Genomic DNA, 12,129 nt, shown 5'->3' with positions numbered 1-12,129 from the left:
GATCATCGACACTGGCGCCTGTGCATTCCAGCACCTTCGCCAAGGATTCCGTCGAGGGCCAACGCTCTCGCCCGCCTTTGAACCGTTTGGATCTATTGAATGATGTTTTATCAAGGCCTGCACGCGACGCCAGCCTGGAAGGGGTCAACTGATGACGTTCAGCGAGAGCGTCAATGGCGGCGCCCCAGATCGCGGAGTGTGAAAGCATTTTTATGCCGCCCTTTTCGTGAGATTGCGTGGACACGCCCTTTGCCTACCCTCGACGAGAAAGGACTAAAGTCCTTTTTTGTTCCGAAGCAACTTATGTTGTCCTTGCAACGTTCTAAAGATACGAGCCAAGCCCTATCAGTGTTGGCGGGAGGACCGAAATTGAGGTTGACCATGCCACGCTATAGTACCCTGTACCCCGATCGAGATCTGGATTGTCAGCAGGCACTTGAAGATCCGTTGCACACCCTGTTGTCTCTCGCTGAAGAAGCGGGTTGGTCAAGATCAGAGAGTATGGAAGCCCTGCGGGAATTGATAGCTGCGCATCTGGCTATGGAGCAGGAAAATATGAAAGCGGATCTGGAGATCGCCCAAGCGCAAGCTGACATTTCGACAAAGCACTAAAAAGCTGCAAGGTACGCCACGATCCGGGCGTAGTCGGTCCCGCCCGATGCCATATCAGAGCATCAAAAAGAAACCCTCCGTATGGAGGGCTGTGAGTTTTCGATACTGTTAGCATCGAGGAGAGTAACGCAATGGGAGTGCGTCAAAGCAACGAACGACAAACCATGACAAGTGTTCCGTTCTTCTCAAAAAGAAACCTAGAGGCCGGTCACCTCGTCTTTTGCTATGACAATCTTGAGCGTACGCAGCATGTCTGCTGCTTCCAACATCGCCCCTTTTACCTTGCTGTCGTCTGCGTGACCTCTCGAAATCAGTTCTGCAGTTATCTGCAGGTCTATGAGCGGATCACGAAGCGTTGCGCTTGGCTGCAACCCAATCTCTTCGCGCAGGTCCTTGATCGTTGCCACTGCGCGCTCAAGCATCCGGCGTTTTTCAAAGTCGCCAAGCCTATTAATCTGGTTCGCGTCTCTGATCAGTTCAGAAATGAAGGCAGAGATAGAATTGCTCATTTTCTCCCCCCCAGAGTTCGTCAATGATAAGGAAAAACGCTGCAATGGCAATATGGGCGATTGCCCTGCACTTTGGCAGAAGGATATCGCTTGGCTCTCGTCTTCTAGGCGCGGCACGCCGTCGAGCTGTTGTTGGATTCCACTAAAGCGGTTAATCCAAGCGGATGGTTAGGCGTTCTGCGCGATATCCCAAACCTGCCAGTCATCGCCTCAGATAAAATGCAGTATTGGCTTCATTCTGAGCAGCTCGTCGGTCACGGTCGTCGTCGCCGCTACCCGGGACAACGCCAGCTGATGGAGCATCGACCAGCCTCCAGTTCCATTTGGCTATTTGATTGCCGCACAGCCCTTCTGGCCAAACTTCCGCGGCTTCTGAGCCATCGTGGTAACCGATCCAGCGATCGGTTTCGGGTGGCAATAGCCAACGTAGTCTCGATCCGTGCATGTCATTCCTAGCAATTATTCAAAATTTCAAAGTGATATAACTCAATAAGGTTCTGGTGCACGTCAAGTACAAGTATTCAACCGCGTTCAATAACACTGGCCTTTTAACACATGGGACGAAAAGCAAGCAGATCAAGGTTGACCTGTAATCCGCTCGAAAAGTTTGTCGTCCTGGGATGAGACACAAGACCCGTCTGTTGCTTAGATCTCGTACAGGGGAACCAACCAAAGCCTTCAACGTTGCTAGTGGCAACCCAATTCTGGAGGAGGCATGCAAATGGACTGGAATCGCGTCGAAGGGAACTGGAAGCAGATGAAGGGTAAGATCAAAGAGCAGTGGGGAAAGCTCACAGACGACGATCTGGACGTCATCGATGGAAAGCGTGATCAGCTCGAGGGAAAAATTCAAGAGCGTTATGGTTACGAAAAGGATCAGACGAAAAAGGATGTCGATGACTGGTACGGTCGTCAGACTTGGTAAGTAAACCCCAATAATTCGAAACCGCTGGTCAGAGATGATCGGCGGTTTTTGCTTTGAACGGCAACCCGCGCCTCACGGCCAAAAATTACAGGGAGCAAAACATGAGCATCTTCGGCAAAATCAAGGACGCTATTTTCGGTCACTCAGCACATGCAGAGAGCGCACCCGCGTCGCCAAGTGCGGCGCCATCATCTGTTTCCGAGCCAGCCGCGACGACGGCATCCCCAGTTGGAAGCACCGGTCAGGCGGTCGCGGTCCCGTCGACATCGGGCGCGTCGACACCTGCGACATCGGCTCTCTCTTCATGGCAGACTGTAGACGTTGCTGCGCAACTTGATGCGGCGGTGGTCAACAGCGGCCAGAACCTTGACTGGAGACACTCCATTGTCGATCTGATGAAAGCTCTCGGCATGGACGCTAGTTTGTCCGAACGTAAGGAATTGGCCGAAGAGTTGGGCTACACCCGTGAGCTCAATGGTTCTACGGAAATGAATACCTGGCTTCATAAAGCGCTTCTTAGAAAGCTGTCTGAAAATGGCGGCAAGGTAGCAGCTGAATTCTTCGACTAAAAGCCATAGCCAGAGCTGTGGGCGCAATATGCGCACAGTCTAAAGTAATATGAGCCCGACTGAATAAAGCACGTGGCTTCGTGTGGCACGCCTTTTACTGCGGGTGGCATTGTAAAGAAGCTAATACAAGCGCACTGTACTGTTGCTTTGCGAAAGCGCGCAGAAAAGAACCTGTTCATAGGCCGCGCTGTGGACAGGTTCCCCTTCATGCGGTTGCCGGGGAGATAAGCAATGAAAATAATGGTGGAAGACGATATCCCAACATTCGTTGAGGCGGTCATTGCGACGGGATGTGATATAACCGCTATCGGGGATCATTTGTACACTATAGGCGATGCAGACTTGCCAGAGCCAGAACGCTTTAAGATGCAACTAGAACTTGAGGACATCGGCGTGAGATTTGGGGAAAGGGATCACCTTAAAGCCGAAATTATCACATATCTGCATTCGATAGGTCGAAGCTACAATCTCGTCACGATACATTAGAATTAACACTATGTTCTTCGCTGGTCAAAACCGGAACGCCCCGATCCGGCCGTAGTCGGTCCCGCCCCCCGCTGCGCGGCCACTATGTTGGGGCTCCTGCGGCGACGCTTTTCCGACCCTGGCGTGTCGAGAATTCCCGAAATCCCGCCTGAAGACCGGCCGCTTTGCTGATTTCTCCGATACTCATCATTGTACTTCTTGGATCTCGCCAAGCGTTTGATCCAAGGATTGTCATTGCATGACATAGAATGGTCAGCCGACACGGCTGAAGACGAATAGAGCGCGCCCGCACGCGATAAATCGCGGGTGCGGCGCACATTCTCCTGTTTGTCTGGTTTCCCCCTGCAATCGGATCGTTCCGGCGATCGAGGGGCAAGCGCGCTGCGCGCTTGTCATTCCAGCAAAAAAAGGCTTTCACCCTTCGGCCGAACCTTCCGTTTTTTGTTGCCTCCATGACCCCTGTGACGCCAGACCAATCCGCCAGTGGGCTGGCTTCACCCTCCCCCCTTTGCCCGGGAATACATACGTATTCCCAATCAAATTTGAGAGGGAGCGCCAACGGGGAAAATAGGAGTTCCGAGATATGTCCATCTACACAAACACAGCTCGTTTTGACACTAGCCGCGAACTGACTGAAATGGAAATGCGCAAGTTGGCGCCATCCATTTTTGCTACCAGCGCGCACGAAAGCCGTTCCGAACGCTTCATGCCAATTCCGACTATCGAAGTTTTACGCGGTCTTAAAGACGAGGGTTTTGTGCCTGTGGGTGTCAAGCAGTCGGCCAGCCGCACGCCGGGCAAGGCAGACTTTACGAAGCACCTTACCGGCCATGCTCGTGCGTTAAGAACACCATGCTCGAACAGAATTGCTACTACCGCATCAACCAGTGTCACACAAACGAAGACAAGCCCGATTTTACCGACCATGCCTTTCCAGAGAACTCGGTACCTCCACACGCGGACAATTATCATCAACACGACAACCGTCATGAAGGTGGCTATCACCGAAATCGCAGGTACATTTGGGTTCAACGGTTTTACGCCTGATTATCGATGTAATTTGAATTCGATCTGGCTGCCAGTTTTATCCCCAGCACAAGTCCAAGTCTGATGACCACGAGATTGAGCAAGCTGTAGACAACTGCCAGCAAGACCAGCATTAGAGCTGTCGAACCAGATGTAGGAGTTAAATCGACTTCGTCTGTTTCACTGAAGAGATTGAGAATACCGCACATTACCGCTGCGGTGAGCGCTACGGGAACAATCGCGCAAACAGCTGCCATCTTCCATACGCGTCGCGAAGTAGGCTGAGTTAGTTCTTTTGAGCGCCAGAATTGCCCAACATAATATCCGGCGAAAAAAACCACCAAAATGGCAGTTAAGATCCCTGGAAACCTAAACGCGAACATATGCAGAAGCACGAATGTCATGGTGATAAAAAACAGATACCCGCCAATGAATGTCGCTGCATAGACAAGCGCAAGCTGCCGTGCTCCGACCATATGTGTCGCCGTCCGGGTCATTGGTAATGTTCTTTCCGTATGAACAGTGCGAGACGCAGAAACGCCGAAGCTCCACAATAAGTGGTCTTCAAATACAACCAGTGCGGTATCAGGTGATAGTGTAGCTGTCTATATTGCCTAGCAAACTCGCGTTTAGGTTGGTTTATAATCTCTCACGGCAATATTCTAGAAATACTACTGGTGAGACGAAGTTACTCTCTGGGGAATGCCTGCACTCATAAGCGCCAAGACACGCCCGTTTGTTCCCCGCAAAACACAGTCGTATCCATGGTGAGCGTCGGCATGTCAACAGATCAGCGGTCGGGTTCGTTTGAATCCTGTTTCCTACTAGTTTGCCTTTAGCGCGGGCTTTACGGATTCGTGCGGCAGACCGTTTTCTGAACGCTTTGCAACAAAGCGAGGAACAAAGCGGCAAATCCGTAGTTCGAGACCGAATACCAATGTCTCTACATAAGGTTTCATCCAATGACACTTGCTCCACCTGTTTTGTTTTCTCCTGAACTCGAAGTCCTCAGACCAAATGAAAGCGAAACAGTCGACGGACTGAATGATGCTTTTGATGCAATCATGAATAAAACAGCAAATGACTATGGTCACGCGGTCCGGTCTGTTCACGCCAAGTCTCACGGCATCTTGAGCGCGAAGATGTCTATTCATGCGGACCTGAGCCCTGAGCTGGCGCAAGGTTTATTTTCCCAACCTGGCATCTACGACGTTCACATGCGGCTTTCTACGAATGCCGGCGATATCCTTCCCGACACGATTGCTTTGCCCCGCGGGCTAGCCATGAAGGTTGTGGCTGTTCCTGGCGAGCGACTGCCTGAAGCGGATGGTGCAACCCAAGACTTCATCATGGTCAATGGGCCGGTCTTTCAAGCTCCAAATGCAGAGAAGTTTCTCGGTAATCTCAAACTGTTAGTGAAGACGACCGACAGGCTGGAAGGTACAAAGGAAGTTGTGTCCAGCGTTTTGCAAACAGTGAACAAGGGAATGGAAGCGCTAGGACTTTCGAGCCCTGCGATACAGTCCCTGGGAGGAGCACCTAACGTTGATCCACTCGGCGAGACCTATTTCAGTGTGACACCTTTCAGATATGGTAATTTCGTTGCAAAGTTCCGATTAAAGCCCATTTCAGCAAGCTTAGTGGAGTTGTCCGGCCGGGAGGTCGACACCAATATCAGCGACGATGCGATCAGAAATACCGTTCAAGCCGAAATGCTGGATACGCGCGCGCAATGGGAATTCCAGGTCCAGCTCTGTCGCGATATCAAGAAGCAACCGATTGAAAATCCGACTGTGGAATGGAACGAAGCGGATGCGCCTTTTGCAACTGTGGCCACTGTAACGGCCGACCCTCAGGACAGTTGGAGTGCCGAGAAAGTTCAGAAGGTCGACGAGATGATGCGCTTTAGCGTATGGACTGGACTTGCCGCTCACCAACCACTGGGTAATATTAACCGTGCCCGCAAAGCGACTTATCAGCATTCTGCAGAGTTTCGCCAAGCGTTTAATCGCTGTCCGATCCGCGAACCACTTTGAACCGGAACGCCGGCTTGGATTGTTTTCTACATACTGGTTGGGAACCACGAAGCCGTCTCATCCGTTCAGGTTGTGAAAGTGAGTTGTGTTAACCGGACGTGACAGGTTTGGGATGATCGCGAGGTTGCGGCTTCCCGCGATGGCCAGCGACGGCAGAGGAGCGGTCTACCTGTCCGGCTCGCACTCAATACAATTGAAACGCTCAAATGTTTTAAGAGGCCGATGAAAATTCCGCCCTGGATTTTGCGGCTAACGGGCGCTTACGTAGACATCGTACGTGGGGGCCGCGTCGACGGCCCCTTTTCTATTTTAAGCAACATTGAGTTGCGGGATAAACAGCACATCAGCCTCTCGCGCGGCCGCCATGAATTTTTCGCGTGCCGTCTCGGTTGAAGTACGGCCATCAAGCGCTGCTCAGCAACCTGTGCGAGCCTCAGGATAAGCCAAACCACTCATGTTGGGCCATTCGTCCATAAGCAATATCAAAGCCGCGAACGGCCCATGAACCGTTTGTCTACCGCTATGCGGCATATGAACGTCAACGGGAGTATCCCACGACAATACTGGCATTCTTGTTCCTCCATTTTGCGTCCCCCGTAACAATGGAGACCGCGCAAAGTTCCGCTGTGAGGGTCGAATTCTTGCCTGATGATCACAATGGTACGGTAGTGCACAGATCGTCTGCCCTGATCGCGTGGCCAAATTCCCGGAACAGATCAATCAACTACCCATTATCCTCTACATGCGACATGACACTGGAGGTGCACCAATGGGACAGAAGATGGATTTCTTTGTGGGAAGAGCCAAGCAATTGCTGGCAGAGGTTACCGGTGACGAGAAGATGTACAACGAAGGTCAATTTCAAAGCAGCGACAACATGAACGAGGACGTCGTTGCTGTTGCGTCAGCCGGCACAACCTCTCCATCGGCTCACGCAACTGCTGAAGTGGGTCCTCACATGCTGTTGCAGCGTGCCCAGGAGATTGCGCAGCGCGCTCACTCCGGTCAGTTCGATAAAACCGGGAGACCGTATTTCGAGCATTGTCAGAGAGTGGCAGAAGCGGTCGACAGCAATCGCGAGAAGGTTGTCGCCTACCTCCATGATGTCGTCGAGAAAGGAACAGGCTGGACGTTACAGAAGCTTCGCAATGAAGGTTTTGATGATCGGATCGTTGAAGCAGTCGACGCCATGACACTGAAACCCGGCGAAAATGACGAGTTGTTGGTAAGACGGGCTTTAACGTTGGAATTATCTCGTCGCGTCAAAATTGCAGATCTTCGTGACAATCTTTCGCAGGCCAATCTGGTGGGTCTTGACCCTTCGAAATATATCCGCGGCCTCAAAATAGCCGAGCATGGAGGCGCGGCATGACCGATTTTGACCTCTATTACTGGCCGGTTCCTTTTCGGGGCCAGTTCATCAGGGCCATCCTTGCACATGGCGGACGTTCTTGGGGTGAGCACGATGGCGCCTCAATAGAAGAGATCATAAACCGCGATGTCGACATGCAGCCAATCTCGTTCATGGGACCGCCGGTGCTTATCGACCGCGAGCGGCAATTCGCATTATCCCAAATTCCTGCAATCGCAATGTATCTTGGCGAACGCCTTGATCTCATTCCGACCACTTCGAAAGGTCGATCCCTGACGAACAAAGTCGACAACGATGCCAATGATGTCCTTGATGAACTCACTCTCAGCGGCGGTCGAGACATGTGGACCGCTCAAAAATGGGATAGTTTTGTGCCCCGTTTGCAGAAATGGATCCGCATTTTCGAGAATACTGGGACACGGAACGGCCTGACGGCAGATTCGAATTTCATGCTTGATGCAGAAAAACTTGGTGTTGCGGATATCGTTACCACCATTCTTTGGGTGACGGTCGCAGATCGTTTGCCGGCTATGAGGCAGATCATTGTTGATACATCCCCGACGCTATGGGGTCTTTGTGAACGAGTGGCAGCGACGGACGCCATCGCTGCCCTAAACCGCAGAAGTTTCCAGGACTATGGAAATGCCTACTGCGGAGGAGAGATCGAAAAATCTCTTCGCGCGGTTTTGGTGTAGTTACATCAGTGATAAATCTCATCGTCAGCGACGAGGTTGGAACGACCCCCTTATAGAACTGAATTTTCCTGGAAGAAATCTGCAGAAGATGTAGGGCATTATGACCACACTCCGCATTCGTGTCATCGATCTTGAGACAGCCGGCAACGGACCAAACGATGTCTGCGAGATTGGCTGGCAGGATGTTGTTTTGGATAATAGGTTGGGCTGGACAGTCAATGACGAGCGTGGAGCACGCTTCGTTAATCCCGGTCGTCCGGTTTCGCCCGATACAATGGCCATCCACCATATCCTGGATGCGCAGGTTGCCGGTGCTCCCTATTGGAAAGAAATTGCACAGCATGTTTTGCGACCGAGTGGTGAGCTTTACGCTTTTGCCGCCCACCGGGCAGCTTTTGAGCAGCGCTATTGCTCATCGCGCTTGACCGGCGGTTTGCCATGGATCTGCACGTGGAAATGTGCACTGCGCGTTTGGCCTGAACTCCCCCGTTTTTCCAATCAAATGCTACGCTACCTTCGTATGCCGCAAGGCCTCGTCCATGAAATCGGCCTACCGGCACACCGAGCCATGCCCGACGCCTATGTTACAGCACATCATCTTCGAGATTTGCTCAACGCCGCATCACTCGAGGAGCTTATCGCCTGGAGTGCCGAGCCTGGTCTTTTACCCGCGTTCCGGCAGGTTCCGATAGAGGTAAAACCTGGGACCGCATCAGCGCTGAAGCGCTTGGCGAATTTCTCAAGGATAGGGATATCGACGTCCGCTTCAGCGCGCAGATCGAATTGGCCAAGCGTGGAGAACTCGACGAACCGACTATAGTGGAACCGGTTCAGCGGACACTGTTATGAGCCCATCCTCTACCCGGACACAATATCCCGATACGCCCGACGGAAAATACTTTGTCGTACGCGGTCGCTTGTGGCGTAAGAGTAATCCTGCGCTGGATCAAGCAACCAGGGAAAAGCTGGTGAAGGAACTGATGTCTGCACGGCGTGCTGTTCGACATGCGCAGAACGACGCGGAGAATATCACAGATGCCCGGCGCAGGCTAAACGACACCAAGGTCGCCCTGGGAGAACGTGGCCCGGTCTGGTGGTCGGATGGCGAGCCAGATTTAAACCGTCATCTGGTGAAAAACTCACCCTACGCAAGTTGGTTTGCTGAGCTGGATAAAACCAGACACGATGAGAACTAGTCTGACGAGCCATCAGACAATTGAAGGATGAAATGCCCCTTTTTTTATGATCAGATTATGGTCGTATCGGGTATTGGGCGCCCCAACATTTACACTGAAGTTTTTCAAACCCATTTTGTTCGGAACAATGTAGCCCAAGCAACGTTCGCCAAAGTGATACAACTGGAGGTGGATGATGTCTGGAGTGGCAGGGAAAATTGAACACGAGCGCAATGGATCATGGTGGCCAATCGCTGTCGCAATTGTCCTGATACTCTTTGGTTTGCCGATCCTTGCGGGAGGAATATGGCTTATTACGCTTGGCGGATCCTGGTACTACTTACCTGCCGGACTTGGATTGCTTGTTACCGCGTATTTTCTCATTCGCCGCGACAAAGCAGCGTTTTGGGTCTATCTCGTTACTTTTTCCGCTACGGTTGTGTGGGCTCTCTGGGAAGCGGGTCTTAACGGATGGGCACAGGTTCCAAGGCTTGTGGCCCCAACCGTCGTCCTTCTCTTGGTAATGTCAGCATTTCCGATGTTACGTGGCCCCACAAAACTGAGGACGGCCCTTCTGTCTGTGGGTGTTGGTTTTTTCCTGCTCGGTGGCGCGGTTCTCATGAAAGAAGCCGGTGCACCACCGTCACTTGCTCAAGACGTTTCTCCTCCCCAGCAACAGCGCCAATCGTCCACCCCGCAGGGCGCGCAGGATGTGCTGGCACCCCCTGCGGATTCGGCTCGGCCGTCGACAATAGAGGCGAACTATGAGGTGCTTGAAGCCGGAGCTGATTGGCCAGCCTATGGAGGAACCCATGAAGCAAAGCGGTATTCACCGCTTGATCAGATAACGCCGGAGAATGTCGATAAGCTGGAAAAAATATGGGAATTTCGCACAGGCGATCTTCCACAAGGAAGCGAAGCTTTCGGAAATCAGAACACGCCGGTTAAAGTTGGTAATCGACTGTTCGTCTGCTCGGCGCTAAACAAGGTAACAGCACTTGATGCTGCAACAGGAACGCAGTTCTGGAGTTACGATCCCGAGGTATCCACGGATGCCATTGGCTATAACGCGACCTGCCGTGGACTTACTTATTTCAAAAACCCAGCAGCTGAGACCGACGCCCTATGTGCTGCTCGCATCGTTGTTCAAACTCTGGATGCACGCCTGATTTCTCTCGATACCGAAACCGGCCAGCTTTGCTCCGACTTTGGCAAGGAGGGTATCGTCAACCTGATGGACGGCATTGGCGATTCAGCGCCAGGCTTTTACTCTCCGACGTCGCCCCCTACGCTTGTCCGCAATATTCTGGTTGTTGGAAGTCAGGTCAGTGATGGTCAAACACGCGAAGCGCCCTCTGGTGTCATCCGTGGCTACAATGCAGTGACCGGCGAACTGGCTTGGGCCTGGGACATGGGACGGCCTGACCAGTCCGGTGCTCCGCCTGAAGGAGAAATCTACACGCCGGGCACGCCCAACATGTGGACGATAGCATCTGGCGACGACAAGCTCGGATTGGTGTATCTTCCAATGGGCAACTCTGCCGTCGACTATTGGGGTGGGGATCGTTCCAAGGAAGAAAATACCTATTCCACCGCGATTGTAGCTTTGAACGTCGAGACGGGTAAGGTCGCGTGGCATTATCAAACGGTGCACTACGACGTATGGGATTATGACTTAGGCGGACAGGGGAGCCTCGTAGATTTCCCAACACCCAACGGCCCGGTACCGGCCATTATCATGCCTTCGAAACAAGCGCAGTTCTATGTCCTCGACCGGGAGACCGGTGAACCGCTAGTCAACATCGAGGAGCGACCGGCACCCACCGGCGGCGTAGAGCCGGACCGTTTGTCGCCCACGCAACCCTTTGTCACCGACTTTCCCAACCTCCTGAAACCACGCCTGACAGAAGCCGACATGTGGGGTGCAACACCGCTCGATCAGCTTTGGTGCCGGATACAGTTCCGCCAAGCTGCCTATGACGGTGTATACACCCCACCAACAGTCGACAGACCCTGGATTCAGTTTCCCGGTTATAACGGCGGCTCGGACTGGGGCGGAGTTGCCGTTGATCCGGTCAAAAACATCATGATCGCCAATTATAACAATATGCCCAATCACAATCAGCTCGTTCCGCGAGAAGAAGTGGATGCCATGGGCGTGTTGCCGATTACAGATCCAAACTACAACCCAGACGCAGGTTCAGGCTCGCACGGCAGTATCAACCCGCAGGCACTTACCCCGTATGGAATTCGCGTGAACGCAGGCTGGCGAGTACCGCTGACTGGTCTGCTTTGCAAACAGCCACCCTACGGCGGTTTGATAGCCATTGACCTCAACACGCGAAAGGTTTTGTGGGATCGTCCATTTGGATCCGCGCGTAAGAATGGACCGTTCGGAATTCCTTCCATGCTGCCAGTTGATATCGGAACACCGAACAATGGCGGTGGTGTCGTCACCGCTTCAGGCTTGTTCTTCATTGCCGCTGCGACCGACGACATATTGCGTGCCGTCGATATCCGTACGGGCAAGGAAGTCTGGCAGGAGAAACTGCCGGCCGGTGGCCAGGCAACGCCGATGGTCTATGAAGCCAACGGTCGACAAATCGTGGTGATCAACGCTGGTGGCCACGACTTCATGGAAACACCGATCGGTGATTACTTTATTGCCTACGCCTTGCCTGCAACAACCAACTGAGTAAGGTTTACTGCCCTCCGCCTCCCTCG

At 52.6% G+C, this 12,129-nt stretch carries 13 protein-coding genes and 2 pseudogenes; 11 read left to right on the top strand and 4 right to left on the bottom strand.

Translation table 11 applies throughout. The features are described 5' to 3' along the window. Window positions 1–3: 3 nt before the first annotated feature. Window positions 4–208 (bottom strand): annotated as a pseudogene (locus tag ACZ5FM_RS22245) (helix-turn-helix domain-containing protein); the annotation flags it as partial. A gap of 41 nt (window positions 209–249) precedes the next feature. Here ACZ5FM_RS22245 and ACZ5FM_RS22240 point away from each other — a divergent pair. Continuing rightward, window positions 250–612 carry a hypothetical protein gene (locus ACZ5FM_RS22240; protein ID WP_464041285.1) on the top strand — a complete coding sequence of 121 codons (363 nt, stop codon included), beginning with the start codon at window positions 250–252 and terminating at the stop codon, window positions 610–612. A 197-nt stretch (window positions 613–809) separates the two neighbouring features. On the opposite strand, the gene ACZ5FM_RS22235 is transcribed toward ACZ5FM_RS22240, so the two are convergent. Next, the gene (locus tag ACZ5FM_RS22235) at window positions 810–1,121 is read right to left on the bottom strand and encodes a hypothetical protein (RefSeq protein WP_312949076.1); all 312 of its coding nucleotides are present in this window, start codon (window positions 1,119–1,121) and stop codon (window positions 810–812) included. Between the two features lie 721 nt (window positions 1,122–1,842). Here ACZ5FM_RS22235 and ACZ5FM_RS22230 point away from each other — a divergent pair. The 4 genes from ACZ5FM_RS22230 (at window position 1,843) to ACZ5FM_RS22215 (ending at window position 4,212) form a co-directional block, all read left to right on the top strand. Continuing rightward, entirely contained in the window at window positions 1,843–2,046 is a 204-nt protein-coding gene (locus ACZ5FM_RS22230; protein ID WP_312949077.1) for a CsbD family protein, read from the top strand. 101 nt (window positions 2,047–2,147) lie between these two features. Then, the gene (locus ACZ5FM_RS22225; RefSeq protein ID WP_312949078.1) at window positions 2,148–2,615 is read left to right on the top strand and encodes a DUF3597 domain-containing protein; all 468 of its coding nucleotides are present in this window, start codon (window positions 2,148–2,150) and stop codon (window positions 2,613–2,615) included. A gap of 231 nt (window positions 2,616–2,846) precedes the next feature. Beyond that, complete coding sequence (locus ACZ5FM_RS22220) at window positions 2,847–3,101, top strand: hypothetical protein (RefSeq protein WP_464041284.1); 255 nt, start codon at window positions 2,847–2,849, stop codon at window positions 3,099–3,101. A gap of 583 nt (window positions 3,102–3,684) precedes the next feature. Next, a complete protein-coding gene (locus tag ACZ5FM_RS22215) occupies window positions 3,685–4,212 on the top strand; it encodes a DUF932 domain-containing protein (protein ID WP_312949079.1) in 528 nt (175 codons plus the stop codon). Here ACZ5FM_RS22215 and ACZ5FM_RS22210 read toward each other — a convergent pair. After that, window positions 4,139–4,624 carry an ABZJ_00895 family protein gene (locus ACZ5FM_RS22210; RefSeq protein WP_312949081.1) on the bottom strand — a complete coding sequence of 162 codons (486 nt, stop codon included), beginning with the start codon at window positions 4,622–4,624 and terminating at the stop codon, window positions 4,139–4,141. The genes ACZ5FM_RS22215 and ACZ5FM_RS22210 overlap by 74 nt on opposite strands. Before the next feature lie 465 nt (window positions 4,625–5,089). Between ACZ5FM_RS22210 and ACZ5FM_RS22205 the strand changes: the two genes are divergently transcribed. Then, a complete protein-coding gene (locus ACZ5FM_RS22205; RefSeq protein WP_312949083.1) occupies window positions 5,090–6,163 on the top strand; it encodes a catalase family protein in 1,074 nt (357 codons plus the stop codon). 309 nt (window positions 6,164–6,472) lie between these two features. On the opposite strand, the pseudogene ACZ5FM_RS22200 reads toward ACZ5FM_RS22205, so the two are convergent. Continuing rightward, window positions 6,473–6,733, bottom strand: a pseudogene (locus ACZ5FM_RS22200) (DUF982 domain-containing protein). Between the two features lie 199 nt (window positions 6,734–6,932). Here ACZ5FM_RS22200 and ACZ5FM_RS22195 point away from each other — a divergent pair. The 5 genes from ACZ5FM_RS22195 to ACZ5FM_RS22175 all read left to right on the top strand — a co-directional run bounded on the left by ACZ5FM_RS22195 (window position 6,933) and on the right by ACZ5FM_RS22175 (window position 12,100). Beyond that, a complete protein-coding gene (locus tag ACZ5FM_RS22195; RefSeq protein ID WP_464041283.1) occupies window positions 6,933–7,535 on the top strand; it encodes an HD domain-containing protein in 603 nt (200 codons plus the stop codon). Continuing rightward, window positions 7,532–8,230 carry a glutathione S-transferase gene (locus ACZ5FM_RS22190; RefSeq protein WP_464041282.1) on the top strand — a complete coding sequence of 233 codons (699 nt, stop codon included), beginning with the start codon at window positions 7,532–7,534 and terminating at the stop codon, window positions 8,228–8,230. The genes ACZ5FM_RS22195 and ACZ5FM_RS22190 overlap by 4 nt, the downstream gene beginning before the upstream one ends. A 100-nt stretch (window positions 8,231–8,330) precedes the next feature. Further along, complete coding sequence (locus tag ACZ5FM_RS22185; RefSeq protein ID WP_312949089.1) at window positions 8,331–9,050, top strand: exonuclease domain-containing protein; 720 nt, start codon at window positions 8,331–8,333, stop codon at window positions 9,048–9,050. A 25-nt stretch (window positions 9,051–9,075) separates the two neighbouring features. Then, window positions 9,076–9,426 carry a hypothetical protein gene (locus tag ACZ5FM_RS22180; protein WP_464041281.1) on the top strand — a complete coding sequence of 117 codons (351 nt, stop codon included), beginning with the start codon at window positions 9,076–9,078 and terminating at the stop codon, window positions 9,424–9,426. A 175-nt stretch (window positions 9,427–9,601) separates the two neighbouring features. Beyond that, window positions 9,602–12,100, top strand: a complete 2,499-nt coding sequence (locus tag ACZ5FM_RS22175) for a membrane-bound PQQ-dependent dehydrogenase, glucose/quinate/shikimate family (RefSeq protein ID WP_312949093.1) — start codon at window positions 9,602–9,604, stop codon at window positions 12,098–12,100. The last annotated feature ends 29 nt before the right edge of the window (window positions 12,101–12,129 follow it).

Source organism: Agrobacterium sp. 5Ca50 (assembly GCF_055381905.1).
This window is presented reverse-complemented; position numbering and strand designations above follow the sequence as displayed.